At 68.3% G+C, this 26,463-nt stretch carries 27 protein-coding genes and 1 tRNA gene; 15 read left to right on the top strand and 13 right to left on the bottom strand.

Annotated elements, in window-relative coordinates:
• Positions 1–51: 51 nt before the first annotated feature.
• Positions 52–1,515 carry a hypothetical protein gene (locus tag BST42_RS29720; protein ID WP_165760921.1) on the top strand — a complete coding sequence of 488 codons (1,464 nt, stop codon included), beginning with the start codon at positions 52–54 and terminating at the stop codon, positions 1,513–1,515.
• Positions 1,516–1,587: 72 nt separating this feature from the next.
• On the opposite strand, the gene BST42_RS24875 is transcribed toward BST42_RS29720, so the two are convergent.
• Positions 1,588–2,157, bottom strand: coding sequence for an Rv2240c family protein (locus tag BST42_RS24875; protein WP_083122021.1), 570 nt, complete (start codon positions 2,155–2,157; stop codon positions 1,588–1,590).
• A gap of 385 nt (positions 2,158–2,542) precedes the next feature.
• Here BST42_RS24875 and BST42_RS24870 point away from each other — a divergent pair, with 385 nt between their 5' ends.
• The 9 genes from BST42_RS24870 to BST42_RS24830 all read left to right on the top strand — a co-directional run bounded on the left by BST42_RS24870 (position 2,543) and on the right by BST42_RS24830 (position 11,935).
• Positions 2,543–3,241 carry an MspA family porin gene (locus tag BST42_RS24870; protein WP_083122165.1) on the top strand — a complete coding sequence of 233 codons (699 nt, stop codon included), beginning with the start codon at positions 2,543–2,545 and terminating at the stop codon, positions 3,239–3,241.
• A gap of 157 nt (positions 3,242–3,398) precedes the next feature.
• Entirely contained in the window at positions 3,399–4,085 is a 687-nt protein-coding gene (locus tag BST42_RS24865; RefSeq protein WP_083122019.1) for an MspA family porin, read from the top strand.
• Positions 4,086–4,099: 14 nt separating this feature from the next.
• Positions 4,100–4,738: a hypothetical protein gene (locus BST42_RS29435; protein ID WP_083122017.1), complete on the top strand. Its 639-nt coding sequence runs from the start codon at positions 4,100–4,102 to the stop codon at positions 4,736–4,738.
• A gap of 86 nt (positions 4,739–4,824) precedes the next feature.
• The gene (locus tag BST42_RS29430) at positions 4,825–5,415 is read left to right on the top strand and encodes a hypothetical protein (protein WP_083122015.1); all 591 of its coding nucleotides are present in this window, start codon (positions 4,825–4,827) and stop codon (positions 5,413–5,415) included.
• A 91-nt stretch (positions 5,416–5,506) separates the two neighbouring features.
• Entirely contained in the window at positions 5,507–6,496 is a 990-nt protein-coding gene (locus BST42_RS24850; RefSeq protein WP_083122013.1) for a phospholipase D-like domain-containing protein, read from the top strand.
• Positions 6,489–7,064 (top strand): chromate transporter, encoded by a 576-nt coding sequence (locus BST42_RS24845; RefSeq protein WP_083122011.1) that lies wholly within the window; start codon positions 6,489–6,491, stop codon positions 7,062–7,064. Before BST42_RS24850 ends, BST42_RS24845 begins: the two co-directional genes overlap by 8 nt.
• A complete protein-coding gene (locus BST42_RS24840; RefSeq protein WP_083122009.1) occupies positions 7,061–7,606 on the top strand; it encodes a chromate transporter in 546 nt (181 codons plus the stop codon). Before BST42_RS24845 ends, BST42_RS24840 begins: the two co-directional genes overlap by 4 nt.
• A 49-nt stretch (positions 7,607–7,655) precedes the next feature.
• On the top strand, positions 7,656–10,028 hold the full coding sequence (locus BST42_RS24835; protein ID WP_083122007.1) for a lysylphosphatidylglycerol synthase transmembrane domain-containing protein: 2,373 nt from the start codon (positions 7,656–7,658) through the stop codon (positions 10,026–10,028).
• A 179-nt stretch (positions 10,029–10,207) separates the two neighbouring features.
• Positions 10,208–11,935 (top strand): CocE/NonD family hydrolase, encoded by a 1,728-nt coding sequence (locus BST42_RS24830; protein WP_110918767.1) that lies wholly within the window; start codon positions 10,208–10,210, stop codon positions 11,933–11,935.
• 97 nt (positions 11,936–12,032) lie between these two features.
• On the opposite strand, the gene BST42_RS29715 is transcribed toward BST42_RS24830, so the two are convergent.
• Together BST42_RS29715 and BST42_RS24825 are read right to left on the bottom strand one after the other, a co-directional pair.
• Complete coding sequence (locus BST42_RS29715) at positions 12,033–12,197, bottom strand: hypothetical protein (RefSeq protein WP_165760920.1); 165 nt, start codon at positions 12,195–12,197, stop codon at positions 12,033–12,035.
• 244 nt (positions 12,198–12,441) lie between these two features.
• Positions 12,442–12,524, bottom strand: a tRNA-Leu gene (locus BST42_RS24825).
• Between the two features lie 118 nt (positions 12,525–12,642).
• Here BST42_RS24825 and BST42_RS24820 point away from each other — a divergent pair.
• Positions 12,643–13,038: a hypothetical protein gene (locus tag BST42_RS24820; protein WP_083122003.1), complete on the top strand. Its 396-nt coding sequence runs from the start codon at positions 12,643–12,645 to the stop codon at positions 13,036–13,038.
• Positions 13,035–13,394 carry a DUF3817 domain-containing protein gene (locus BST42_RS24815; protein WP_083122001.1) on the top strand — a complete coding sequence of 120 codons (360 nt, stop codon included), beginning with the start codon at positions 13,035–13,037 and terminating at the stop codon, positions 13,392–13,394. The genes BST42_RS24820 and BST42_RS24815 overlap by 4 nt, the downstream gene beginning before the upstream one ends.
• On the opposite strand, the gene BST42_RS24810 is transcribed toward BST42_RS24815, so the two are convergent.
• The 9 genes from BST42_RS24810 to clpS form a co-directional block, all read right to left on the bottom strand.
• The gene (locus tag BST42_RS24810) at positions 13,384–14,841 is read right to left on the bottom strand and encodes an MFS transporter (protein WP_083121999.1); all 1,458 of its coding nucleotides are present in this window, start codon (positions 14,839–14,841) and stop codon (positions 13,384–13,386) included. The genes BST42_RS24815 and BST42_RS24810 overlap by 11 nt on opposite strands.
• A gap of 48 nt (positions 14,842–14,889) precedes the next feature.
• Entirely contained in the window at positions 14,890–15,501 is a 612-nt protein-coding gene (gene rdgB, locus BST42_RS24805; protein WP_083122162.1) for an RdgB/HAM1 family non-canonical purine NTP pyrophosphatase, read from the bottom strand.
• A gap of 1 nt (position 15,502) precedes the next feature.
• A complete protein-coding gene (gene rph / locus BST42_RS24800; RefSeq protein ID WP_083121997.1) occupies positions 15,503–16,282 on the bottom strand; it encodes a ribonuclease PH in 780 nt (259 codons plus the stop codon).
• 29 nt (positions 16,283–16,311) lie between these two features.
• Positions 16,312–17,085, bottom strand: a complete 774-nt coding sequence (locus BST42_RS24795) for a cyclic nucleotide-degrading phosphodiesterase (RefSeq protein ID WP_083122159.1) — start codon at positions 17,083–17,085, stop codon at positions 16,312–16,314.
• A 57-nt stretch (positions 17,086–17,142) separates the two neighbouring features.
• Positions 17,143–17,964, bottom strand: coding sequence for a glutamate racemase (murI, locus tag BST42_RS24790; RefSeq protein WP_083121995.1), 822 nt, complete (start codon positions 17,962–17,964; stop codon positions 17,143–17,145).
• The gene (locus BST42_RS24785) at positions 17,961–18,629 is read right to left on the bottom strand and encodes a rhomboid family intramembrane serine protease (RefSeq protein ID WP_083121993.1); all 669 of its coding nucleotides are present in this window, start codon (positions 18,627–18,629) and stop codon (positions 17,961–17,963) included. Before BST42_RS24785 ends, murI begins: the two co-directional genes overlap by 4 nt.
• Before the next feature lie 102 nt (positions 18,630–18,731).
• The gene (locus BST42_RS24780; protein WP_083122156.1) at positions 18,732–19,760 is read right to left on the bottom strand and encodes a P1 family peptidase; all 1,029 of its coding nucleotides are present in this window, start codon (positions 19,758–19,760) and stop codon (positions 18,732–18,734) included.
• A gap of 25 nt (positions 19,761–19,785) precedes the next feature.
• On the bottom strand, positions 19,786–20,373 hold the full coding sequence (gene aosR / locus BST42_RS24775) for an oxidative stress transcriptional regulator AosR (protein WP_083121991.1): 588 nt from the start codon (positions 20,371–20,373) through the stop codon (positions 19,786–19,788).
• A 4-nt stretch (positions 20,374–20,377) separates the two neighbouring features.
• Complete coding sequence (clpS, locus tag BST42_RS24770; protein WP_083121990.1) at positions 20,378–20,683, bottom strand: ATP-dependent Clp protease adapter ClpS; 306 nt, start codon at positions 20,681–20,683, stop codon at positions 20,378–20,380.
• Between the two features lie 66 nt (positions 20,684–20,749).
• On the opposite strand from clpS, the gene BST42_RS24765 reads away from it, so the two are divergent.
• The 3 genes from BST42_RS24765 (at position 20,750) to BST42_RS24755 (ending at position 25,547) form a co-directional block, all read left to right on the top strand.
• Positions 20,750–22,045, top strand: coding sequence for a nicotinate phosphoribosyltransferase (locus BST42_RS24765; RefSeq protein ID WP_083121989.1), 1,296 nt, complete (start codon positions 20,750–20,752; stop codon positions 22,043–22,045).
• A complete protein-coding gene (locus tag BST42_RS24760; protein ID WP_237159586.1) occupies positions 22,042–24,030 on the top strand; it encodes an ATP-dependent DNA helicase in 1,989 nt (662 codons plus the stop codon). The genes BST42_RS24765 and BST42_RS24760 overlap by 4 nt, the downstream gene beginning before the upstream one ends.
• Positions 24,031–24,104: 74 nt before the next feature.
• Positions 24,105–25,547, top strand: coding sequence for a neutral zinc metallopeptidase (locus BST42_RS24755; protein ID WP_083121987.1), 1,443 nt, complete (start codon positions 24,105–24,107; stop codon positions 25,545–25,547).
• Positions 25,548–25,623: 76 nt separating this feature from the next.
• Here BST42_RS24755 and BST42_RS24750 read toward each other — a convergent pair whose 3' ends face one another.
• On the bottom strand, positions 25,624–26,346 hold the full coding sequence (locus tag BST42_RS24750) for an MspA family porin (RefSeq protein ID WP_083122148.1): 723 nt from the start codon (positions 26,344–26,346) through the stop codon (positions 25,624–25,626).
• Positions 26,347–26,463: the final 117 nt, after the last annotated feature.

Raw genomic sequence — 26,463 nt, 5'->3', positions numbered from 1 at the left:
TTCTTCGAAGGGAATTCGACCTTGTCCAAACACCGCAAGAAATCGCTCCGGGTGGCTGCGCCAGCCTTCGTCACCACGGGCGTCGCCGGTGCGGCGATGGTGGGTGCGGCCGTGTTGTTCGCCACCACCGATGCCTCCACAACCGTGGCGTCGCCGGCGTACAAACTCACGTCAACCGAGTCGGATCTGCTGCTTTTCGGTAACAGCCTGGCAGGCAACAACTCCAAGACGGCCGCCCCGACGGCCGCCGCCTCGGCCAACGCCGCCAACAACCTGGTCGGCCAGTTCATCGGCAACGGCACCGCCGAGCACCCCAACGGCGGCCTGCTCATCGGTAACGGCTACAGCTACAGCGCCGCCGACACGCAGTGCGCCAGCGCGTCCTGCAACGGTGGCCGCGGCGGCCTGTTGATGGGCAACGGCGGCAACGGATACAACGGCGGCAACGGCGGCAGCGCCGGGCTGTACGGAAACGGCGGCAACGGCGGCGACGCCACCAGCGCCAGCATCAACGGCGGCAAGGGCGGCAACGGCGGCAACGGCGGCCTGATCGCCGGCAGCTCCTCCAGCGGCGCACTGTTCGGCGGCGGCGGCGGCAACGGCGGCAAGGGCATCGCCGGCGGTGCAGGCGGCAACGGCGGCAGCGCCGGACCCTTCGCCGGTAGCGGCGGCGCCGGTGGCGCCGGTGGCGCCAGCACGACCGCAGGTGTGGCCGGCGGCAAGGGCGGCAACGGCGGAGACGCCGCGAGCATGCCTGTCCTCGGCAGCGGCTCCGCGGGTGCGGGCGGCGCCGGTGGCGCGGGCTACGGCGGCGGCGCGGCCGGAACCGACGGCGGTGCAGGCGGTAACGGCGGCAAGGGCGGCTTCTACGGCTCCGCGACGGGCGGCGCCGGTGGAGCCGGCGGCGCGGGCGGTGCGGGCACCGCGACCGGTGGTAACGGTGGTGCCGGCGGCACCGGCGGAACCGGTGGCCTCGGGTCGGGCAACGGCGGCGGCGGCGGCATCGGCGGTGTCGGTGGCGCAGGCGGAACCGGCGCGGCCGGCAACGGCGGCACCGGTGGCTCGGGCGGCGCGGGTGGCGTGGCCGGTAACGGTGGCGCAGGCGCGACCGGCGGCGACGGCGGCACCAGCACGACGGGAGCCGGCGGTAGTGGCGGCACCGGCGGCAAGGGTGGCGTGGCCGGGAACAACGGTGGCGCAGGCGGCTCGGGCGGCAAGGGCGGCGCCGGCGCAACCGGCGGCAAGGGCGCCAACGGCGGCCTCGGCGGCTTCGGCGGCTTCAGCGGTGGCTCCGGCGGTGCCGGCGGCAATGGCGGCAACGGCGCAACCACGGGCACCGGCGGTGTCGGCGGCAACGGTGCCACCGGCGGCGGCAGCGTGATCTCCGGCGGCAAGGGCGGCAACGGCGGCACCGGTGGCAAGGGCGGCGCCACCTCCGGCAAGAGCGGCCAGCTCGGCTCCGGTGGGGTCGGCCCGACCGCAGGCAAGGGCGGCACCGGCGGCGCCGGCGGATAACCCGTCAGATACGCGAATCGGCCCCCTCCGAAAGGAGGGGGCCGATTTCTGCTCAGCGCGTTGAGGTTTGGGTCAGGCGCGCGCACCGTTCATCGCGCACGCCATCTGCACATTGTTGGCGTCGGTGTTCATGTCATTCGCCGTCGAGTTCAGCGAGTCACCGCCGCCACGAATCCCCATGATTATCAACAGCTTTGTGGCGCGCAACGACCACGACCGCATGGGGGCCGCGATGTCATTGGGCAGACCGGGCGCCGACGCTGCCGACATGGCGGCTGCGGCGGACTCACGCAATGCGGTACGGCCGTAGACATTTGCGTTGGCGACGTTCGGATCGTCGTAGTTGACGCTGTTCCCGCCGCCTGCCGAGTCGTAGGCAAAGTCCTCGTAATACGACGACGCATGGTCCAGAGCCATCCCGAACTGCTTACAGGCGTCGGGTACCGCACTGGAGGGAGCCGCATCCGGCGGCGGAGCGTCGAGAGGCGGCGCCGCAACAACCGCTGCGACGACGCCCGGCCCCGGTGCCGGCTGGTCGGTCTGCGGATCCGGGTCGGCGAGCGCGGCAGGTGCGTTGAGCAGTGCCGAGGCCGACACCAGCAGACTGGCTGTCAGGATGCGGTGGTAGTGCGGTGATCTCATTGCTTCCTCCTGGATCGTGGGCTCCCCCGAACCGTCCGGCTGGAAGTTCCAAACCAGCCCAACCCGGAATCCGTTGCGTCAGGTGCGACAGGGTCAGGACGACAGAGATGATCGACGTAATAGAAGTCGGGATGGTTAACGGGTGACCAACAGCCGGGGCCGCTGGAGGATCCATCGGGTGTCTGCTTCACCGGTCGCAAACGCAGTTGGTATCGCCTCGAGACCCGATCGCACCGCACTGACCGCGGACTGCGCGAAATGACGCCCGGTAGACGGTAATCGGGCGGGAATTGTTGGGGCGGCGTTAACCATTCAGTCACCCGCCAACTCAATGATTCCTCCGAACGACACAGTGGTTATCAACTACGAGAGGCGCCAACACGACATGTTGAAACGCTTTGCCGCATTGGCTGGAGTCTGCCTGCTGGCTCCCATCGGGGCGGCGCCGCTGGCGCTGGCCGACCCGCCGGCCGATCCCAACGTGGCACCTGTTGCCAACGCAGCCCCCGCGCCAGGCGGACCCGCGGGGCCGGTGCCGTCGGCTGCGCCCGGAGTTCTCAAGACGCCCGACGGCTGGGTGCTCAATGTGTCGGGCAAGGACGAGTCCATGGAACCGGTTTCCTCCCTGACCAATTCGCCATGGTCGCGCGAGTACTTGGTCGATGGCACCTTCACCGGATCGGTGACCGGCGGCGGCAGCACCAAGTTGGCGGGTGGCACCTTGGAAGCCGGCTACCAAATCGGTTGCGGCATCATTCAAGACGACATCGAGTCCATCGCGAGCGCCGGCGCCACGCCTGGCGTGGGCATCCCGATCGTGAACGGCTCGCTGTTGCCCGTCACGCTCGGCCTGTCGGCGTCCTACCAGATGAAGATCGACCTCAAGCCCGGCGTCGTGAACATCGTTCCGGTCGGCAAGAAGTCGTTCAAGGGCACCGCGCCGCGGATCTCCATCACCGGGTTCCGCATCAAGATCGACGGTTGCGCCGGGCAGTCCTTCATCCGCTCGTACGCCACGCTGACCAGCTCGACCGACAACACCGACGACGTGGTCACCTACCTCGGCGTCACGAAAGCTGTTTAACAACTTCACATTGCGTTCTCGCACTCGGCTGCCCGTCACTGACGAGGTGGTGGGCAGCCGAAATGCATTACCTGGCACGACCCGCGAGAACGCCCAGAAAAATCCATCGTTTCCCACAGAAATTTCACCAGTGACAGACGGAAGGCGCCGACAGGATATGTTGCATCGCTTTGCCACCGCGGCTGCAGTTTGCATGCTGATCCCGATGGGAGCGACCCCGCTCGCGTTGGCCGACCCGGCCGATCCGGCGGCGCCGCCCGTCGTTGACGCAGGTGCTCCTCCCCCACCACCGGACAACGGTGCCGTCGCCTCCGAGGTTCCCGGCATCGCCAAGACGCCCGACGGCCGCACCCTGACGGTGGTCGCCAAGGACGAGACGCAGCTGCCGGTGGCACCGCTGACGACGTCGCTGTCCTCCCGGGACTGGGTTGTCGGCGGCACGTTCACCGGCACCACCACCGGGTCGGTGTCCGGCGGAACGCTCGAGGCCGGCTACCAGGTCGGCTGCGGCGTCGAGATGGACAAGGTCAAGCTGATCGGCTCGGTCGGCGCCAGCCTGGGCAACGCCAGCCTCGGCACCGGCGGCCTCTCGCTGCCCGGCTCCATCAGCTTCCCGGTCCAGGGTCAGATCGAAGTCGATCCTCGCCCCGGCACCATCACCAACGTCGTCGTCGACAAGAAGTCCTTCAAGGGCACCTCAGCCCGAGTCACGCTGAAGGACATCCACATCAAGATCGACAACTGCGTCGGCGCATCGTCACTCCGCTCGTACGCGGTGCTGACCAGCTCCGGCACCGACGCTGACGACATCGTCGCCTACTACGGCGTCACCAAAGTCTTCTGACAGCGGTTCACCAGATGCACAGCATGTTCGTCAAGGGCGTCGTCCTAGCCGCGCTCGCTGTCGGAGCGGCGGTCGCCCCCGTGGCGACCGCCGCCGCCGACGACCTGCCCCCGGCTGATCCGGCAATGCCGGCGCCGCCGCCGCCGCAGGGTTTCGTCCCGCCGATGTCGACCATCTCGGATTCGGTCAACGGATTCGCGGGCATCCTCGGCGGCCCGGCAGGCAACCAGTTGATGCTCGGCCAAACCCCCACCCCGGCGCTGGTGGGCACCGCGCCCTCGGCGCCGCCGAGTGCCGACATCCTCAACGGCGCTCAGTTGTTGATGGCGCAGAACAACAGCATGCCCACCCCGGACCAGCAGTCCCCGTATCAGCTGGGACCGGGCGCGGACGGCCCGTTCGCGCGGGTCAATCAGTGGAAGGGTGTGCACGCCTTCCTCCACGGGGCGCTGGGGCGCATGCCGGCCGACCAGCTCGGGCAACCACTGCCGGGAACGGCCCCGCCACCGGGCGTCAACATCCCGGCCGGGCCAGAGCAATTCCTGCCCGATCCAGCAGCCCCGCCGCCGCCCGGCGCACCGGGCGTTCCGCCGGCTCCGGCCGCTCCGGCGGACCCGGCACTGCTACCTCCGCCACCGGCTCCGATCCCCTGATCGCGCCTTCGGCAGGGTTCGCAGCATCGTCGCGCCGAATGCCGACTACGGTGTGACGAGAATCGAGGCCGGGAGGACTGGGTGGCATGAGCAGAAGCGACCGGGCGCTGGTGTCGACGCTTCTGCTCGCCGCCACGATCGCGGCCGCCCTCATCGAGCCGACCACAGCCGCGGCCGATCCCGCACCGGGCGATCCTGCGGTGCCGGTGCCGCCGAACGCCTCGGTGGGCAGCGTTCTCGCGCAGACCGATGCCGCGGCGACCGGACCGCTCGGGCTGCCCGATCTCTCCGCCTACGCACCGGGACTTCTGCTGGGGCAGAACCCGGTTCCGTCGGCACCCGGTGCGTCGAATGCCGCAGCGCCCCCGGATCTGCATGCCCTGAACAATCAATATCTGCTTCCGCAGAACCTCGCCCCGGCCGCGCCCGGGCAGGGTGAACCCGACATCGGCATCGGTCCGTCTGCCGAGCAGCCCGGGACCGGCCGACTGGCCTTCCTGCGCCGGCTGCACGGGATGTATGCCGAGGGCGCCCTCGACGGCGCGCTGCTCGGCCAGGTCCCCTACGAGCAACTTGGCGAGCCGCTGCCAGGCACGGCGCCCGGCCCGGAAGTCAACGTGCCACCCGGACTCGGCTTTGCGCTGGCAGATCCGGCTGTTCCGGCACCGCCACCCTGAGTCACGACGGTGCCGACCGAGCGCGACGCGCCCCCGACATTCACCCAACGGCAAAGTGCCGGGGCGGTTCTGGTGCTAGCATCCGAAACCTATGCCTGCTAACGCCCCGCGCGTGATCGTCGAGCCAGACGACGGTTTGGAACCGGTCCGCGAATTCATCATGAGCGCGCAAAAGTCGCTTCTGATAAAGCAATTCACCTTCACCGAACCCAGTTTGATCGAGGCCGCGATCGACCGGAAGAAAGCCGGGGTCGACGTTCGGATCATGCTGAACCCGCAGCGCTCGGGCGGTGACCGGGCGAACGACGAGAGCTACGAGGCGTTCAAGAGCGCGGGCATCGACGTCCAATGGTCCAGCCCGAAATTCTATGTGACGCACGAGAAGTCGATCGTCGTCGATGAGAGCGCGGCAATGGTCGCGACCTACAACCTGATGATCAAGTACTTCACGCTCACCCGTGACTACGGCATCATCACCCATGATCCCCAGCACATCGCCCAGATCGTCGAGGTCTTCAACGCCGACTGGGAGCATCGAGACTTCACTCCGCCCAGATACGAAGGACTGTTGTGGAGTAACTCCAATTCCCGATACCACATGGCTCGCTTCATCGACTCCGCTGAACGAAAGCTGTACATCCAGCATCCCAAGTACGTGGACGCCGTGATCCTCGACCACATCGCGGCGGCCGCCCACCGCGGCGTCAGGGTGAGAGTCCTGTGCGGGGGCAAGCACGGCATCAGCGAGTGGGACATCCTCGATACGTTCGCCTCGCTGCGCACACTGCGCCGGTTCGGCGTCGAGGTGCGCAAACAGAAGAACCTGAGGGTGCACGCCAAACTGTTGATCATCGACGGCAGAGAGGTTCTGGTCGGATCGATGAACATCGATCGCAGCGCCTTCGACCTTCGGCGCGAACTCGGTGTCACCACCGATGACCCGGACGTGGTGGCTCGACTCAAAGAGGTCTTCAAGAGCGACTGGCAGGTCTCCAGCCACTACGAGCCACCCGACCCGCTCGAAAAGAACCGTCCCGTCGAGGACGAGTTTCCGCACGACCACGACCTGGTCCATGAGTGAGTCCGGTTCGACCAGGGCGAAGGTCTCACTCTTCGAGGTCGCGCGGACGTTCAACCACATCGCGCTGGCGTCGTTCGGCGGCGGCCTGGGCGCCTGGTCGCGCGAGGTCATCGTCGTCGAGAAGCAGTGGCTGGGTGAGGAGGAGTTCCTCAGCGCAATGACGATGTGCCGGATCGTGCCCGGCGCCAACCAGGTGAACCTGGCGGTATTCGTCGGAACCAAGATGAAGGGTCTGGCCGGCGCCATCGCGGCCGTGATCGGGCTGTGCCTGATGCCCGTTGCGATCGTGCTGACGCTCGGCTTCGTCTACTTCACGTTCAAGGAAGTGCCTGCGATCAAAGGTGCCCTGCACGGCGCCTCGGCGGCGGCCGTCGCGCTGACCCTGGCCATGGTGATCCAGACCGGTCAGAAGTGCCTCAAAGGCCTGATGCCGGTCGCGTTCTTCCTGGCCAGCTTCGTGCTCAACGGCGTGCTCCGCTGGCCGCTGCTGTTGACGTTGGCGATCCTGGCGCCGCTGAGCCTGATCTGGGCCTGGCCCCGCAAGACACCGGAACCGGTCGACGCATGAAGACTTTCCTGGCGCTGATCGGCATGTTCGGCTCGTTGTCGCTGCTGTCGATCGGCGGGGGCAACACAGTGCTTCCCGACATGCACCTGCAGGCGGTGACCGGGCACCACTGGCTGACGAATTCCCAGTTCGCCGATATCTTCTCGATCTCGCAGGCCGCCCCCGGCCCGAGCATCCTGATCGTGGCGCTGGTCGGATACGCGGCCGGTCTTGGCAGTTTCGGCGTCGCCGGCGGCATCGTCGGCGGCGTGCTGGCCACCATCGCGATGGTGGTGCCCGCGGCGGGCCTGATGTACCTGATCACGGTGTCCTGGCAGAAGGCCCAGAAGTCCAAGCTGCGCTACGCGGTGGAAAAAGGTTTTGCGCCGCTGACCGTGGGGTTGATCCTGGCCAGCTCGCTGGTCATGAGCAAAGCCGCCGACCACGACTGGCGGGCGTATCTGATCACCGGCGTCGCGACCCTCATCTTCGTGCGGACGAAGACCAATCCGCTGGTCGTGGTGGGCGCCGCGGCACTGCTGGGCTACGTCGGCTTCGTCTGACGGGCGGTCAATGAGACCTCCCCGGTGAAAGTCGGGATAGGTTGCAGCGGTGCGAGTTGACGGACGCGATGTTGCCATCTCCGGCGACGTGCTGCTGCCGCTGACCCGCCGGACCAACGACATCGTTCGACTCTCGCTGGCGACCCTTGTCCTGGTGATCGTGGTCACCAGCTCGCTGATCACCCGCAATGACTGGGTCGGACTCGAGAAATCCGTCTCGATGATCGTGGGGGTGCTCACCCCCACCCAGTCCAATCTGGTGTATCTCGGCTACGGCGTCGCGATCCTGGCGCTGCCGTTCGTGATCCTGATCGGGCTGATCGGCGCGCGGCAGTGGAAGTTGTTCGCCGCGTACGTGGCCGCCGGATTCCTCGCCGTGATCTCACTGTCGATCACCGGCAACGGGATCGCCGCGCCCCGCTGGCATTTCGACCTTTCCGAGCGGCTGTCGACCACGCTGTCGCAATTCCTCGACGATCCTCGCTGGATCGCGATGCTGGCCGCTGTCCTGACCGTGTCCGGACCCTGGCTGCCGGGCCGGTGGCGGCGATGGTGGTGGACGCTGCTGCTGGCGTTCGTGCCGATCCACCTGGTGGTCAGCGCGGTGGTGCCGGCCCGCTCGCTGCTCGGACTCTCGGTCGGCTGGTTCGTCGGTGCCCTGACGGTATGGGTGGTCGGCACCCCGGCTCTCGAAGTCCCCCTCGACGGAACTGTGCGGGCGCTCGCTCGCCGCGGGTTTCTGGTGACGTCTATGACGGTAGTGCGGCCGGCCGGGTCCGGACCACTGGAGTTGGCGGCGGCCGACGACGCAGGCTCGCGGATGGTCCTGGAAATGTATGGGCCCAACCAACGCAGCGGCGGAGCCCTGCGCCAGTTCTGGCGCTGGCTCATTCTGCGCGACGCCGAGACCGCGCCGTTGCAGGCGTCGATGCGACGCGCGGTCGAGCACCGCGCGCTGATGACGATCGCCGTCTGCGACCTCGGGGTGTCCAACACCACCACGATGGCGGTCGCCGCGCTGGAACGCGGGTGGACCTTGTATGCGCATACCCCGCCCCTCGGAGATCCGATCGGGTCGTCCAGCGACGAGGCTCTGGTGACCTCGGTCTGGGGGTCGCTCGCGGTGCTGCACCGGCACCAGATCGCGCACGGCGACTTGCGTTTCAAGGAGATGACGGTCGACTCCGGGAAGGTGTTGTTCGGCGGGTTCGGCAATTCCGAATACGGCGCGACCGACGAGCAGCTCCAGTCCGACATCGCGGCACTGCTGGTGACGACCTCAGACCGGTTCAGTCCCGAGACCGCCGTGCGGGCCGCCGTCGACACCCTGGGCAAAGAGACCGTCCTCACCGCGTCGCGGCGCCTGACCAGAGCCGCGGTCCCGGCCCGAATTCGCAAGTCGGTCAACGATCCCAAGGCTGTCATGGCCGCCGCCCGCGACGAAGTCAAACGGCAGACCGGCGCTGACGAGATCAAGACCGAGACCATCACCAGGTTCACCCGCAAGCAGGTCATCCAACTGGTCCTGCTGGTCGCACTGGTCTATGTCGCCTACCCGTTCATCAGCACGGTGCCCACCTTCTTCAGCGAACTGCGCAACGCGAACTGGTGGTGGGCGCTGCTCGGGCTGGCCGTGTCCGCGCTGACGTATGTCGGTGCGGCCGCGGCATTGTGGGCGTGCGCGGCCGGACTCGTCAGTTTCCGCAACCTCGTCATCATGCAGTTCGCCAACACCTTCGCCGCCACCACCACCCCGGCGGGTGTCGGCGGGCTGGCGCTGAGCACTCGCTTCCTGCAGAAGGGTGGACTCGGTGCGCTGCGGGCCACCGCCGCGGTCGCGCTGCAGCAGGCGGTACAGGTGATCACCCACGTGACGCTGCTGATCCTGTTCAGCGTCGCCGCCGGCGCGACCGCCGACCTGTCTCACTTCGTACCGAGCACCACCCTGCTGTACCTGATCGGCGGTGTCGCGCTCGGCATTCTGGGCACGTTCCTGCTGGTGCCCAAGGCCCGCCGGTGGCTCGGCACGGCATTGCGGCCCCGGCTCCAGGAAGTCGGTAGCGAGCTGCTGGACCTGATGCGCGAGCCGAAGCGCCTGGCCATCATCGTACTCGGTTGTGCCACAACCACTCTGGGAATGGCACTGGTGCTGTGGGCCAGCATCTCGGCGTTCGGCGGTGACACCACGTTCGTCACGGTCACCATCGTCACGATGGTCGGCGGCACGCTCGCGTCGGCTGCACCCACCCCTGGCGGCGTCGGCGCGGTGGAGGCCGCCCTGATCGGTGGACTCGCCGCGTTCGGCGTACCCGCCGCCGTCGGCGTTCCCGCGGTCCTGCTCTATCGCGTCCTGACGTGCTGGCTGCCGGTGTTCGCGGGTTGGCCCATCATGCGATGGCTCACCGCGCGAGAGATGATCTGAGCACAACTGCGTAGCGTGGAGACGTGCGATCGACACGTGCCCTGGCGGTGACGTTGGCGCTGGCGCTGGTGTTGTCGGCGTGCGGCGGGACGGGCCGACGCGTCACCGACTCGGCCTGGCCGCCCTCGACCGGCCGAGGCCCGTGCGCGGTGAGCAAACAGACCGACGTGCCGGCCCGGATGCGCGACGGAACCGTGCTGCGCGCCGATGTGTACCGGCCGGAGCGCTCCGGCCCGGTTCCGGTGATCCTGATGCGCACCCAGTACGGCAAGTCCGGCGCCCAGGTCCAACCGTCGCGCTACCAGACACCCGATTGGTTCGCGTCGCACTGCTATCTCGTTGTCATCCAAGATGTTCGGGGGCAGGGCACCTCCGGCGGCACCTTCAGCGAGTTCACCCACGATCGCGACGACGGCTACGACTCGGTGGAATGGGCCGCCGCGCTGCCAGGGTCGAACGGCAAAGTGGGCATGTATGGCTCGTCGTACGTCGGCGCGACCCAGTGGCTGGCGGCCACGGCGGCGCCCCCGCACCTGGTGACGATCGTTCCGGCAAACACCGCCTCGGACTATTACGACGGCTGGATGTACGAGGGTGGCGAGTTCCGGCTGGCGTTCGTTCAGCCCTGGGCACTCGGTTTGGCCACCACCGCGGCCGAGAACCGGGGTGACGGCCCGACTGCCGCCGCACTCACGGCCGCCGCGGCGGACTCGACCCGGTGGCTGAACTTTCTGCCCTATCGTGCCCTGCCGCCCCTGCAGCCCGCGAATCCTGCTGTGGCGCCGTGGTATTTCGACTGGATCGCCCATTCCACTCGAGACGACTTCTGGCGAGCGTGGAGCATCCGCGACCGCTATCCGTCGGTTCGGGTGCCGGTTCTCGACGTCGAGGGATGGTACGACGCATTCCTCGCCGGCGGTGTCGAGAACTTCACCGGGATGGTGAAGTCGGCGGCCACGCCGCAAGCGCGGACGAACCAACGCCTCGTCATCGGTCCCTGGGACCACGTGGACTGGGGCCGGCCAGGTTCGGAACCGGCACCTCTGCTCAAGGACATCGGCCCCGTTGGCGCTACTCCGATCAACGAACTGATGCTGCGGTGGTACGACCACTTCCTCAAAGGCGCGGACAACCATGTGTCGGACACCCCGCGGGTGGACTACTTCCTGATGGGCGCCAACCGCTGGAAATCGGCGCAGGCTTGGCCGCTGCCCCAGACCCGGTGGACTCGCTACTTCCTGTCCGGCGACGGCCAGATGAATTCGCGCACAGGCACATTGACCACCGCAGCAGCCGGCGTGGGCCAGACACCAGACCGCTACGTCTACGACCCGACCGATCCGGCTCCCAGCGTCGGTGGGCATTCCTGCTGTGGTGCCCGGTCGGGCCCGCAGGGGCCCTACGACCAGATCCCGGTCGAACAGCGTTCTGATGTGTTGGTCTACAGCAGCGATCCGTTGTCAGCCGACACGGAGGTGACCGGGCCGGTGACGGTCGACCTGTGGGCGTCGTCGTCGGCCGTCGACACCGACTTCACCGCCAAGCTGATCGTGGTCAAGCCCGACGGCGATGCGATCAACCTCAACAACGGGATCGTGCGGACGGCGTTCCGCGACTCGTTGTCCGACCCGCACCCCGGTGTCGCGAACCAGCCCTACGAGTACCACATCGCGATCTGGCCGACGAGCTATCAGTTCGGTGCCGGCGACCGGATCCGAGTGGAGATCTCCAGCAGCGACTATCCGCAGTTCGCGCCGAACCCGAATACCGGTGAGCCGTTCGGGCAGAGTGCCGCGACGCAGCAGGCGACGCAGACCATCTTTCACGATGCCGCTCATCCATCGGCCATCGTCATCCCGGTGATCCCGGGCGGCGATGCAGGGTCGGACCGCTTCCCGATCGGGTGAAGCGCGGATCAGCGAAGGGCGATGATGGTGGCCATCTGTGGCCGAAGACAACAGGGACTGGGCAGCCTATTCGGCTGAGCCACTGGCGAACGTCAGATCAGCGCGCCTGGCGGGATGCGTCGGCGGCCATGCCGATGAAGATGGCGTAGGCGGCGGACATTGCGATCTGATCGATCTTGTCGGTGTCCCCGCCAAGTTCGCGCACCTGGTCGGCGATCGCATAACGGATCAGATCGACAGACGTCATCATGGGATCGCTCACCGGTACTCCACTCTCGGTGCCATTTTCTTTTCGGGTGTTAGACAGAGCCGCGGTGTCGCCGCCGCGAAGAAAACGACATCTCCGACTTTGCCCAACGCGATCACCGTAGCTCCGTTCTTCATCAAGTACCTGAGACCGAGCTTAGAGTTCAAAAGTTAGTCAAGCTAGCAGATTAGCTTTGTGACCGGCGTGAGATCCGTTCGAGACCTAAGGGGTTGTGACGCGCGCCACCAGGGCCGAATTGTGCGGGCGGAGGGACTCGAACCCACACGCTCTTTCGAGCAATGGCACCTAAAGCCATCGCGTCTGCCATTTCGCCACGCCCGCAGGACTCCGAAGTCTACCGGGCGTATCGCCCCGGATTAGCCCGGCGCAGGCTTCGGCCCTACGTGCGCAGCGCCACTCACCGGTGATCCCATAACCGCTGGCAGGGTACCGTCGTGGTGTGTCCACGACCCGCCGCCGCAGGTTCGCGCTGATCCTTTTGGTGATCATCGCCGCGTGCGGCTGCCTGGCCCTGGGCTGGTGGCAGTGGAGCCGATTCGAGTCGACGTCGGGCTCCTTCCAGAACCTCGGCTATGCCCTGCAATGGCCGATGTTCGCCGGATTTTGCGTGTACGCCTACCGCAAGTTCATCCGCTACGAAGAAGAAGGCGCGCCCGAGGCGCCGACGGACGCCGATTCCATCACCGAGATCCCCGCCGGACTCCTGCCCGAACGGCCCTCGGCCCGCGCGGCGTCCGACGACGCCGACCCCGCAATGCGCGAGTACAACGCTTATCTGGCCGAACTGGCCGCGGCCGACAAGGCCCACGACGATCAGAACAGGACCACCGCATGACCGCACCCGAGTCGCCCGAAGCCCACACCCCGACAGGCGTCCCGAACGAGACGATCCGCAAAGCCCTTCTCGGATACCGTGTTCTGGCCTGGACGACCGGCATCTGGCTGATCGCGCTGTGCTACGAGATCGTGCTGCGTTACGTCGTGAAGGTCGACAACCCGCCCACCTGGATCGGCGTCGTGCACGGCTGGGTCTATTTCATCTATCTGCTCTTCACCGCCAACCTCGCGGTGAAGGTGCGCTGGCCGATCGCCAAGACCATCGGCGTCCTGCTGGCCGGCACCATCCCCCTGCTGGGCATCATCGTCGAACAGGTGCAGACCCGGGAGCTGAAGACCCGCTTCAACCTTTGATCAGCGGGTCGTCGGACAACTCGAGTTCGTCCGCCGACCACTCGGCGACGGCGGTGTCCGCCCGAGTCGGGATCGTCATGGCGACGACAGCCGCGAGCGCGGCGACACCGGCGGCGATCAGCAGCGCCGTGCGCAGGCCGTGCAACGACGGGACGACGTGCCCGGCATAGGTGATCGTCATCGTCGCGAGCACGACACCGATCACCGCGCTGGACACCGATGTGCCCAAAGACCGGGCGAGTGCGTTGATTCCGTTGGCGGCGGCGGTCTCGGACACCGGCACGGCGGCGTTGATGAGCGCGGGCAGCGACGAGTACGCGAAGCCCACCCCGAAGCTCACGACGACGTTGACCACCATCACCGCCGCGGGACTGCCGAGTAGCCACACCGCACCCAGGTAGGCGGCCGCGATGATCGCCGAACCGCAGACCAACGTGAACTTGGGCCCGCGGCGGCCCGCGGTACGTGCGGCAAGCGGGGCCGCGAACATCATCGCCAGCCCGCCGGGAGCCATCCACAGGCCTGCCTGCAGCATCGACTGGCCCAGGCCGAACCCGGTTCCCGACGGCAGTTCGAGCACCTGCGGACCGACCAGCGACAGCGCGAACATCGAGAAGCACACCAGGACCGCGGCGACGTTGGTGGTCAAGACCGGCCGCCGCAGGGTGGTGCGCAGATCCACGATCGGCGACGCGGTCCGGAACTGCCAGCGGGCGAAGACCGCGAACACCGCGACCGAGAGCACGAACAGCGACAGCGTCGTCGAACTCGTCCAGCCCCAGGTCGACCCCTTGGAGATCGGCAGAAGCAGAGCCACCAACCCCACCGCCAGCAGCAAGGTGCCCAGCGGGTCGAACCGGTCCGCCGAACTGGCCGGGACATTGGGCACCAGGAAGGCGAACAGCAGCATCGCCAGAATGCCGAGAACGCCTGCGCCCCAGAACAATGTGTGCCAGTCGGCCTTTTGCGCGATCACCGCCGACAGCGGAAGGCCCATCGCGCCGCCGACACCCAGTGATGAACTGATCAACCCCATCGCCGGGCCGACCCGCTCGGCGGGCAGCGCCGAGCGCAGCACACTGATGGCGAGCGGAATGATCGGCAAGGCCAGCCCCTGCAACCCTCGCCCGATGATGAACGGCACCAGAGAACTGGTGACCGCGGCCATCAGGGAGCCGGCAGCCATCGCACCCGCGCAGATCATCAACATCGGCTTGGGGCCGTGCATATCGCCGAGGCGCCCGAATACCGGCGTGGCCACCGCCGCGGTCAGCAGGGTGACGGTGATCGTCCACGACGCGTTGGACGGGTTGGTGTGCAACAGCATTGGGAGCTCGGGAATGAGCGGGATCATCAGCGTCTGCGTCAAGGACACGCTGATGCCGGCCGCCGCCAGGACGGCGATCAGAACACCGGGGTGCGCCGCCCGGACCGAGTGACGACCCACCCGAGCATCATGACACAGGTTAGATGCGCTAGGAAAATCTCGTTCCACTCATCTGAGCAGCGCACTCAGCGCCGGGATCAGCAACGCCAGCGCCCGGCCGCGATGCGACGCCGCATCCTTCTCCGCCGGGCTGAGCTCGGCAGCGCTGCGCGTCTCCCCCTCAGGGACGAACAGCGGGTCGTAGCCGAAGCCGCCCGCACCGCGCGGCTCGCGGGCGATCACCCCGTTCCACTCGCCGCGCACCACCGCGCTGTCGGCGTCGCCGGGACCGTAGACCAGTGCGCACGCCGACACGAACGCCGCCGAACGCCGCTCGTCGGGCACGTCACGCAACTGGGCCAGGAGCAATGCGTTGTTCGCGGCGTCCTCGCCGTGCGTTCCGGCCCACCGCGCCGAGAGCACCCCGGGCATCCCGTTGAGGGCGGCGACCGTCAGCCCCGAGTCGTCGGCGACGGTGGGCAGCCCGGTCGCCGTGTAGCCGTCGCGCGCCTTCGCCAGAGCATTCTCCTCGAAGGTCGCGCCGGTTTCGGGCGCCTCATCGAAGGGCGGGACATCATCGAGCGACACCAGGGTCAGTCCGGCCAGCCCCGCGGCGTCGAGGACCCGGCGCAATTCGGCCAGCTTCTTGGCGTTGCGGCTGGCAACGAGTACGCGGTTCAGCTCAGCTCCCGAACGCCTTCTTCGACGGTGCACCCTCGGGCAGCACACCGGGATACGGCAGGGCCAACGCGTCGCGCTGCACGGCGAACAAGGTCTCGCACGCGCCGAGGGCGGCGTCGAGCATCTTGTCCAGCGTGGAACGCGGGAACGTCGCACCTTCCCCGGTCCCCTGGACCTCGACCAGTGTTCCGGTGTCGGTCGCGACGATGTTCATGTCGACCTCGGCGCGCGAATCCTCCTCGTAGGGAAGGTCGACGCGCACCCGGCCGTCGACCACCCCGACGCTGACCGCGGCGATGGCACACGACAGCGGGCGCGGGTCGGACAGTTTGCCTGCCGCAGCCAGGTACGTGACGGCATCGGAGAGCGCGACGTAGGCGCCGGTGATCGCGGCAGTGCGGGTTCCGCCGTCGGCCTGCAACACGTCACAGTCGATGGCGATGGTGTTCTCGCCGAGCGCGGCCAGATCGATGCACGCCCGCAGCGAGCGCCCGACCAGCCGGCTGATCTCCTGGGTGCGTCCGCCTACGCGACCTTTCACCGATTCGCGATCCGACCTGGTATGCGTGGCCCCGGGCAACATCGCGTACTCCGCGGTCAGCCAGCCGAGACCGGAGCCCTTGCGCCAGCGCGGCACACCGTCGGTGACGCTGGCCGTGCACATGACCCGGGTTTCGCCGAAGGCGACGAGCACCGAGCCGGCCGGATGGGAGGTGAAGCCACGGGTGATCGTGACTGGGCGCAGCTCGTCGTCAAGCCTGCCGTCTTGTCGTCGGGACACGAGGCAACCCTAACGGGCGCGCCAAGGCGTCAGTGCCGACGGACCTCGATGGCCTCCCCGCACACCACGGCGTGCACCGGTCCGTCGAACTCCGCCTTGGCCTCCGAGATCACGTCCTCACGCGACGTCCACGGCGGGATGTGGGTGAGCAGCAGCTCGCCGACGCCGGCGCGCTTGGCCATCCGGCCCGCCTCGGTACCCGACAGATGGAGATGCGGCGGCCGCTCCGGTGCGTGCGTCCACGATGCCTCGCACAGGAAAACGTCCGCACCCCTTGCCAATTCGACCAGTGACTCGCACACGCCGGTGTCGCCGCTGTAGACCAGGGTGGCGCCGGACGGGTCGGTGATCCGCATACCGAACGACTCCGTCGGATGGGTCACCAGCCGCGGAAGCACGGTCAGGGCACCGAATTGCACGGGCTGGTTGTCCTGCCAGTGGCGGATGTCGAAGATGTCGGAGAAGTCGTCGAGCTCGCCCCCGAGCGGCGACGACGCCGCCGCCAGCCGCGTCCAGGTGTCGCTCGGGCCGTACATGATGCCGCGGCCCTGAGCCGGACTCGGGTGGTAGCGACGCCACACGAACAGGCCGGGCAGATCCAGGCAGTGGTCGGCGTGCAGGTGCGACAGCAGCACGTGCACCTCGTTGGGATCGGCGTAGCGCTGCAGCGCGCCGAGCACCCCGCCACCGAAGTCGAGGACGAGAGGCGGTGTATCCGGTGCCGTCAGCAGGTAGCCGGACGCCGGCGAATCAGGCCCGACAACACTGCCGGAGCAACCGAGGACGGTGATTCGCACAGCCACCAGCTTGCCATGCCCGGTTGCCACAAGAGGAAAACATGACGGGTTTGTCAGAGAGAATCACGTTGTCGCCGAGACGTGACGGTGAACTGGATGGACGCCGGTGATCGCCGGCCCCAGGAAGCGCGCCGCCAGAGCGGTGAACGCCTCGGGATCACCCGTCGCCTCGAACAGCCGGGTCGCCGCCGGCGCCTCGTGCGGCCGCAGCAGATCGCGCTCGGTCAGAACTTTCAGCAAGTCTTTGGCGGTCTCCTCGGCACTGGACACCAGCGTGACCGAATCCCCCATCGCCAGCTGGATCAGCCCGGACAGCAACGGATAGTGCGTGCAGCCCAACACCAAGGTGTCGACCTGTGCGCGTTGGAGCGGCTCCAGATATCCCTCGGCCAGGTTGAGCACCTGGCGGCCGCTGGTGACACCGCGCTCGACGAAGTCGACGAACCGCGGGCATGCGACTGCCGCGACCTCGACGTCGCGCGCCGCCGCGAATGCGTCCTGGTAGGCCCCGGACGCGATCGTCGCCTGGGTTCCGATGACCCCGATGCGTCCCGTGCGTGTGGTGGCCACCGCACGGCGCACGGCGGGCAGAATCACCTCGACGACCGGAACGTCGTAGCGTTCCCGCGCGTCACGAAGGCAGGCCGACGACGCGGTGTTGCAGGCGATGACGAGGGCTTTGACCCCGCGCTCGACGAGGTCGTCGCCGATCGCCAGTGCGTGCGCCCGAACCTCGGGAATGGTCAGCGGACCGTACGGACCGTTGCCGGTGTCACCGACGTAGATGATGTCCTCGTCGGGCAGCTGATCGATGATCGAGCGGGCGACGGTCAGACCGCCCACGCCCGAATCGAAGATGCCGACCGGCGCTAAGCGGTCGCTCATGACGTCAGGCCGGGAAACTGGCCGGCCTTCTTGCGTTCCCGCGCTTTGCGTTCCGGACCGGACAGCCAGTAGGCGGCCAGCACCCCGGCGACCGCGCCGCACAGGTGGCCCTGCCAGGACACCCCGCCGCAGGTGGTCAACTCGGGCAGCGCCCCCCACAGCACGCCGCCGTAGACGAACAGCACCACGATGCCGGTGACGATCCACCAGATGTGCCGGGTGAAGAAGCCGAAGACCAACAGAAAGGTCAGCCACCCGAAGATCAGCCCGGAGGCGCCGATGTGGTTGGTCTCCAACCCGCAGCCGACGTTTCCGATCAGCCAGGTTCCGAATCCGCCGACGATCCAGATGATCGCGGTGGCCCAGACGAATCGGGCCATGCCGGTCAGCGTCACCAGGAAGCCGAGCACCAGGGCCGGCACGGTGTTGGCGGCCAGGTGCTGCCAATTGGCGTGCAGCAGCGGCGAGAACACGATGCCCAACAGGCCGTCGGTTTCCAGCGGCCGGATGCCGTTGCGATCCAGCGAATGCCCCGAGAGCTGATCGACGATCTCGATGACGTAGAGCAGCGCAACGAACGACAAGATGGTGGCGCCGCCGACCTTCCACGCCGGGGGCTTCTTGGGCTGCGGCGGAGTCGCCGAGTAACCCAACGGCTGGTTCATCTGTGCCTCATACCTCTTCTACGCCCAGCGCTGGCCTTGCCAGCGCCTCTGCGGCTTCGTCCAGGCTACCGGTGGAGCACTCCGGCGGGGGTTGAGCGCGGGCTACGCACCGGAGCCGAACGCCCCGGGCACCACGTCGCGGTAGGTCGGCACACCGGCGGCCGACTCAGCTGCCAGCACCGCGACCAGCACGGCGCGCGCCAGACAATCCGCCCCGGCCGCGCCGAGCGCCGCGAGCGCCTTGGTCTCCGGCGCCATCGACACCGGCGTCTCGGGATCGGGCGCCAGCTCAATGGCGCCGGTGGCCAGCGCGAAGACGGTGTCGCCGTCCAGCGGGGTGTGCGCGGGACGAATGGTGTGCGCCAGGCCGTCCTGGGCAGCGACCGCGAAGCGTCGGCAGCCGGCCGGCGACAGCGCCGCGTCGGTGGCGACGACGGCGATGGTGGTGTTGAGCGGGCTGGACTCCGCGTCGAGCGCGGCGAGTGCGGCGATCTGCTCGGCGGGCGGCGCAGCCAGCCCGAACTCCGCGACGAGGTGGCTCATCCACGGCAGCCCGGTGGCCGGGTCGACGACGTTGCCCGCACTGTTGACGACGACGATCGCCCCGACGGTCACCCCGGATTCGAGGGTGATCGACGCGGTGCCGACGCCGCCCTTGAGCACGGCGGCACGGGCACCGACACCGGCTCCGACGGTGCCCACCGCCACCTCCGCACCGGCTGAGCTTGCCGCCGCGTACCCGAACTCGGCGTTGGGCCTGCATGCCCAGGCGCCGACCGGGAGATCGAAGATCACCGCTGCCGGAACGATCGGGACGACGCCGCCGTCCATCGCCACCCCGCGGCCCTGCTCCTCCAGCCAGGTCATCACGCCGTCGGCGGCGGCCAGACCGTAGGCACTGCCGCCGGTGAGCACGACGGCGTCGACGTGGCGGACGCTGTTGGCCGGGTCGAGCAGGTCGGTCTCGCGGCTGCCTGGCGCGCCGCCGCGAACGTCGACGGCGCCCACCGTGCCCGGTGGCGTGACGATCACGGTGGTGCCGCAGGCCCAGCCGGAGCCGAGGCTCGCATCGTCGTCCAGGCGGTGGTGGTGCCCGACCAGGATGCCTGCGACGTCGGTGATCGACCCGATGTTCATCGGATGGGCTTGCCCTCTGTCATCGGATGGGCTTGCCCATCAGGCCGAGCACCAGATACTCCTGCAGCACCGTGAGCCACTGATAGACGTCGAGGTGACCCGCCAGTGGATGGTCGGTCGGCAGACGGTCGGGACCCTCCGGGCCGATCTCGAGCATGGCGCCCAACGCCAGCCGGACGTCGTTCACCGCGGAGACCCACGCGTTTGCGTCGTCTTCGGTGATCTCGAACCTTCCCCCGCCATCCGGAAGGGTGTCCAAAAGGCGTTGCGCCGCAGATCTTTTGGCATCGATGATGTCCGGCTCGTGCAGGCTGCGCAGCGCACCGTTGAGGCTTTCGGCGGCTGCGGACCCGGCCGGGTGATCACGCTGGGGCTTGAAGAAGTCGGGCAACAGGCGCCGCATCGTCGTGTCGTCGGGAGCCTGCGGGTTGCCTGCCCGGATTCCGGTGATCTGTTCCAACGGATCCGACGGCGTCGCGGCCTCCCGCTCGTCGAGCATGCCCTGCACCGAGGCGACCATGTTCTTCAACAGCGCCGCCTCGTGCGGGGCCAGCGCCGAGCGGAACCGTGGGCCCTCAGCGGTGTCGACCCGCTTCCATTTGCGCACGCGGTCAGCGGTCCTGCTGCATGGTCGCCCACAAACCGGCGGCATGCAGTTTGGACACGTCGACCTCCATGGATTCGCGGCTCCCGGCGGAGACCACCGCCTTGCCTTCGTTGTGAACCTGCAGCATGAGCTTGGTGGCGTGCGGTTCGCTGTAGCCGAACAGCTTCTGGAACACGTAGGTCACATAGTTCATCAGGTTCACCGGGTCATCCCACACGATCGTCACCCAGGGGGTGTCGACAGCAGCGACGGATTCAGTGCGTTGCGCTCCGCTGGCGTCCGGCCGGGTCGGAGCTGCTTGCGAACCCATGCGACCAAGGATAGCGAGCCGCCTACACGGCTATCCAGCCCGCCGGGTGGCCGATACGGTTGCGCTGTGACAGCCGCCCTGCTGACGGACAAGTACGAGTTGACGATGCTCGCCGCCGCGCTGCGCGACGGCTCCGCCGACCGCCGGACCACCTTCGAGGTGTTTGCCCGTCGCTTGCCGGACGGCCGCCGGTACGGCGTGGTCGCGGGTACCGGGCGGTTCCTGGAAGCGTTGGGCGAGTTTGTCTTCGACGACGACGCCCTGGCCCCCCTGCGGTCGTTCCTCGATGACGCGACACTGGCGTATCTGCGGGATTTCCGGTTCACCGGTGATGTCGACGGCTATGCCGAGGGCGAGCTGTACTTCCCCGGCTCCCCGGTGCTGTCGGTCACCGGCACCTTCGCCGAGTGCGTGTTGCTGGAGACGCTGGCGCTGTCGATCTTCAACCACGACACCGCTATCGCCTCGGCGGCCGCGCGGATGGTCAGCGCGGCGGCCGGCCGCACGCTGATCGAGATGGGATCGCGCCGTACCCACGAGCAGGCGGCGGTGGCGGCGGCCCGTGCGGCCTACATCGCCGGCTTTGCCGGCACGTCCAACCTCGAAGCCAACCGCCGCTACGGCATCCCGGCGATGGGCACCAGCGCGCACGCGTTCACGATGCTGCACACGACGGCCGGCGGACCGGACGAGAAGGCCGCGTTCCGGGCGCAGGTCGACGCGCTGGGCGTCGGGACGACCCTGCTGGTCGACACCTACGACGTGACGGCGGGCGTGGCCAACGCGATCGAGGTCGCCGGAACGGGCCTCGGCGCGGTGCGCGTCGACTCCGGCGACCTGGGGGTGCTGGCCCGCCGGGTGCGCGCACAGCTCGACGACCTGGGCGCCACCGGCACCGAGATCGTGGTGTCGGGTGACCTCGACGAATTCTCGATCGCCGCGCTGCGCGCCGACCCGGTCAACACCTACGGTGTCGGGACCTCGGTGGTCACCGGCTCGGGTGCCCCGACCGCGAGCATGGTCTACAAGCTCGTCGAGGTCGACGGCATCCCCGTTCAGAAACGCAGCAGCCGCAAGGAGTCTCACGGCGGACGCAAGGCGGCGCTGCGGCTGTCCCGGCCGACGGGCACGATCACCGAGGAAGTGATTCATCCGGTGGCCGCCGCACCCGAGGTGACCGAGCCGGCGCGGGTGCTGACCGTGCCGCTGGTGCGCGCCGGCCGGCCGCTGGCATCAGCCGATCTGGCCGCCGCACGTGAGTTGGTGGTGCGCGGGCTGCGCAGCCTGCCCTGGGAAGGCCTGGCGCTCTCGCAGGGCGAGCCGGCGATCCCGACCCGACAGGTGCCGGTGCGGTCACGGTGAGCGACGACAGCGAGGTGCCGCCGGTCACCGAGTTGCTGGCGTTGGCGGTGTCCGCGCTGGGCGGTGCCGAGCGTCCCGGCCAGGTGCAGATGGCCGAGGCGGTCGCGAACGCCTTCGCCGAGGGCGAGCATCTGGCGGTGCAGGCCGGCACCGGAACCGGCAAGTCGCTGGCCTACCTGATCCCGTCGATCGCCCGGGCGGTGTCGGAGGGGTCGCCCGTTGTGGTGTCCACGGCGACGATCGCACTGCAACGCCAGCTCGTCGACCGCGATCTGCCCAGGCTGGTCGACGCGCTGGCACCCGCCCTGCCTCGGCGGCCCAAGTTCGCGTTGCTCAAAGGGCGGCGAAATTATCTGTGCCTGAACAAGATTCACAACGGAAGCGCAGACGAGTCCGGTGACGCATCGCAGGAGGAACTGTTCGAGCCGGTCGCGGCGAGCGCGCTGGGCCGTGACGTCGCCCGGCTGACGGCATGGGCGTCGTCCACCGAGACCGGCGATCGTGACGAGCTGACGCCGGGTGTGCCCGACCGGTCCTGGTCGCAGGTCAGCGTCTCGGCCCGGGAATGCCTCGGCATGGCGCGCTGCCCGTACGGCACCGACTGCTTCTCCGAACGGGCGCGCGGCGAGGCCGGCCGCGCCGAGGTCATCGTCACCAACCACGCGCTGCTGGCGATCGACGCGATCGCCGACGCCGCGGTGCTGCCCGAACACGAGTATCTGGTGGTCGACGAGGCCCATGAACTGGTGGACCGGGTGACGTCGGTGGCCACCGGTGAACTGACCCCCGCCCCGCTGGGGGTGGCCGTCCGGCGGATCTCCCGCCTGGTCAGCCCGGCGCTGGTTCAGCGAATGGAGGCGGCGGTGGCGACGTTCTCCTCGGCGATCCATGACGCGCAGCCGGGCCGGCTCGATTACCTCGACGACGAGCTGGCCACCTACCTGACCGCATTGCGGGATGCTGCCACCGCCGCCCGAGGCGACATCGACCCGGCGCCCAAGGACCCGAAGGCCGCCGCGGCCCGCAACGAGGCGATCGCGGCGCTGACCGAGATCGGCGACGCGGCCTCGCGGGTGCTGGACTCGTTCGTCCCGGCCATCCCGGACCGCACCGAAGTGGTGTGGCTCGACCACGAGGAGATTCGCGGGAATCGACGGCCGGTGTTGCGGGTGGCGCCGCTGTCGGTGGCCGGCCTGCTGCGCACCCGCCTGTTCGACAGTGCGACAACGATTTTGACCTCAGCGACGCTGACCGTCGGCGGCTCGTTCGACGCGATGGCCGGCGCCTGGGGTCTTGGCGGCGGGCCGAAGTGGACCGGACTGGACGTCGGCTCCCCGTTCGAGCACGCCAAGTCCGGCATCCTGTACGTCGCCGCGCATCTGCCACCGCCGGGCCGGGACTCCGCAGGCTCCCCCGAACAGGTCGACGAGATCGCCGGGCTCATCGAGGCAGCCGGCGGACGCACCCTGGGGCTGTTCTCGTCGATGCGGGCCGCCAAGGCGGCGACCGAGGCGTTGCGGGCCCGGATCGACACCCCGATCCTGTGTCAGGGCGACGACAACACCGCGGCGCTGGTCGAGAAGTTCGCCGGCGACGCCGAGACATCGCTGTTCGGCACGCTGTCGCTGTGGCAGGGCGTGGACGTGCCGGGGCCGTCGCTGTCGCTGGTGCTCATCGACCGCATCCCGTTCCCCCGCCCCGACGACCCGCTGCTGACGGCGCGGCAGCGAGCGGTCGCCGCGCGGGGCGGCAACGGGTTCATGACGGTCGCCGCCGCCCACGCCGCGCTGCTCCTCGCTCAGGGAGCGGGCCGGCTCCTGCGCCGAGCCGACGATCGGGGCGTCGTCGCAGTGCTGGACTCGCGGATGGCGACCGCGCGGTACGGCGGCTACCTGCGCGCGTCGTTGCCGCCGTTCTGGCCGACCACCGACCCCGAGCGCGTCAAACAAGCACTTCAGCGGCTACGCGACGGGGCCTCGCCGTGAGTTGGCATCGGTAGCGGCAGGCGGGCGGCACAATGGTGAGAGCAAATTTCGATGCCTCGGAGAGGGTGGCCCCCATGCGCCGACGACACCTCGCACGCCTGCTCGCGGTCGCGAGCGCCGCTGCGGTGCTGGCCGGCTGCGGCACCACCATCTCCGGAAAGGCCGTGTCGGTCTTCGACGATCCGTTCAAGGTCGGCGGCCTGCAGGCGGTGGACGGTCCCAGCGGCTTGCGTTCGGATGCGGAGAAGCCCACGCGCAAGGTCTCCCACACTGACGGCGGCAAGGACGACGAGATCGGCGCGCAGTCGATCAGCGATCTGGAGTCGTTCTGGAAGGACAACTACAAGGCCTCGTTCGACGGGGAGTTCCGGCCCGTCAAGGACCTGATCTCCTGGGACTCCAACGAATACGACGGCGAATTCTGCGGCGACACCACCTCCGACCTGATCAACGCCGGCTTCTGCGAGGACGACAACACCATCGGCTGGGATCGCGGCGTACTGCTGCCCGCACTGCGACAGGCCAACGGCGACATGGCGATCACGATGGTGCTGGCCCACGAGTACGGGCACGCCATTCAGAAGATGGCCAAGCTCAACAAGAAGGGGACCCCCACGCTGGTGGCCGAGCAGCAGGCCGACTGCCTCGCAGGCGCTTACATGCGTTGGGTGGCCGAAGGCAACTCGAAGCGGTTCACTCTGAGCACCGGTGACGGGCTGAACAACCTTCTGGCCGCGATGATTTCGTTTCGCGACCCGCTGCTGAGTCAGGACGACTACGCCGACAGCGGCGACGAGCACGGGTCGGCGTTCGAGCGGATCTCGGCCTTCCAGTTCGGCTTCACCGACGGACCGTCCTCCTGTGCGACCATCGACGCCCAGGAGATCGGCCAGCGACGCGGAGACTTGCCGATCGAACTGCAGCGCGACCAGACCGGTGAGTGGCCGGTCACCGAGGAGTCGGTCCGCTCGATCATCGAGGCGATGAACATCCTGTTCACGCCGAAGAACCCACCCACCCTGAACCTGGACGCCGCGTCAGGGTCGACGTGCCCCGACGCCCGGCCCAGCCCGCCGGTGTCCTACTGCCCGGCCAGCAACACGATCGCCATCGACCTGCCCGGACTGGAAAAGATGGGCGCCTCCAACGAAGGTCAGGACAACGTCCTGGTCACCGGCGACAACACCGCCTACTCCGTGCTGGTATCGCGCTACATGCTGGCGCTGCAGCACGAGCGGGGCGGACTGGTGCTCGACAACGCCGAAGCCGGCTTGCGCACCGCGTGCCTGACCGGCGTCGCGACCACCAAGCTGTCCAAAGAGGTGACCACCCCCGACGGCAACACCGTGGCGCTGACGGCAGGCGACATCGACGAGGCGGTGTCAGGCCTACTGACCAACGGTCTGGTCGCCGGCGACGTCAACGGTGAGTCGGTGCCTGCCGGCTTCAACCGCATCGACGCGTTCCGCATCGGGGTACTCGGCGATCAGGACCGCTGCATCAAACGCTTCCCGTAAGACGGCCCGCCGAGTGTGCGTGGAGATCGTGATGTGGACGGCATTCGCGATCTGAGCGCACACTCGATGAGGTGAATTAGATCTTTTTGGTCACTCCGTACCAGGACAGGATCGCGTCACCTTCGTCGGTGGACTTGCTCAGCGTCGCATAGGAGCGGATGAACGACTCCCCAACGCAACCATCGATTTTCACGTGGAAGTTACTGATCGACACCCACGGCCGGTCGCCCTTGTACTGCTTCTTGGTCACCGGGACGATGTTGATGATGCCGGGCTTGAGGCCCACGGTGATCGCCCCGCCGATATTGCCGCCGACACCCGGCAGCAGGCCCTCGGCCGCGTTGTTCGGGAAGTCCAGCCCGATGATTCCGATCGATGAGTTCACCCCGATCGTGCCGCCAAGGGCGACGCCGTTGGAGGTGCTCATGTCGATGCCGCAGCCGATCTGGTAGCCCACCTCGAACACACCCCTCGGGTTCTCGCCGGGGCCGTCGAGCGCGCCGTTGAAGACACCGCTGACGGAGTACTCCCGTGAGGAGATGGCGGTGGTCAGCGGTGCGATCGGCATCTGCACCTCGTCCTTCGCCGAGATCGTCAGCGTCCATCCATCCGGCGATGTCGTGATGGCCGGCGGCGTCGAGGCCACCTTCCCGTCATCGACCGGCGGGGCGGCCGGGTCGGCGGCGGCGACGGGCTGACCCAGCTCGGGGCCGCCGGGATCAGGATCGGCGGATGCCGGCACCGGCGCGGCCAACAAGGTGCCCACCAGCGCCATCAGCGCTGCGCGACGAACGAACACTGCCCCGAACACCTTCCCGGATCCCGACGGTCCGCCCCGATGCGGCACCCCTCGACATCCTGTTGGGAACCTACAGGTGGCTCCCCTGCCCTGCTAACCGGTTGGGCAAGTCCCGGC

It is taken from the genome of Mycolicibacterium rhodesiae (assembly GCF_002086695.1).
GTDB lineage: Bacteria > Actinomycetota > Actinomycetes > Mycobacteriales > Mycobacteriaceae > Mycobacterium > Mycobacterium rhodesiae.
This window is presented reverse-complemented; position numbering and strand designations above follow the sequence as displayed.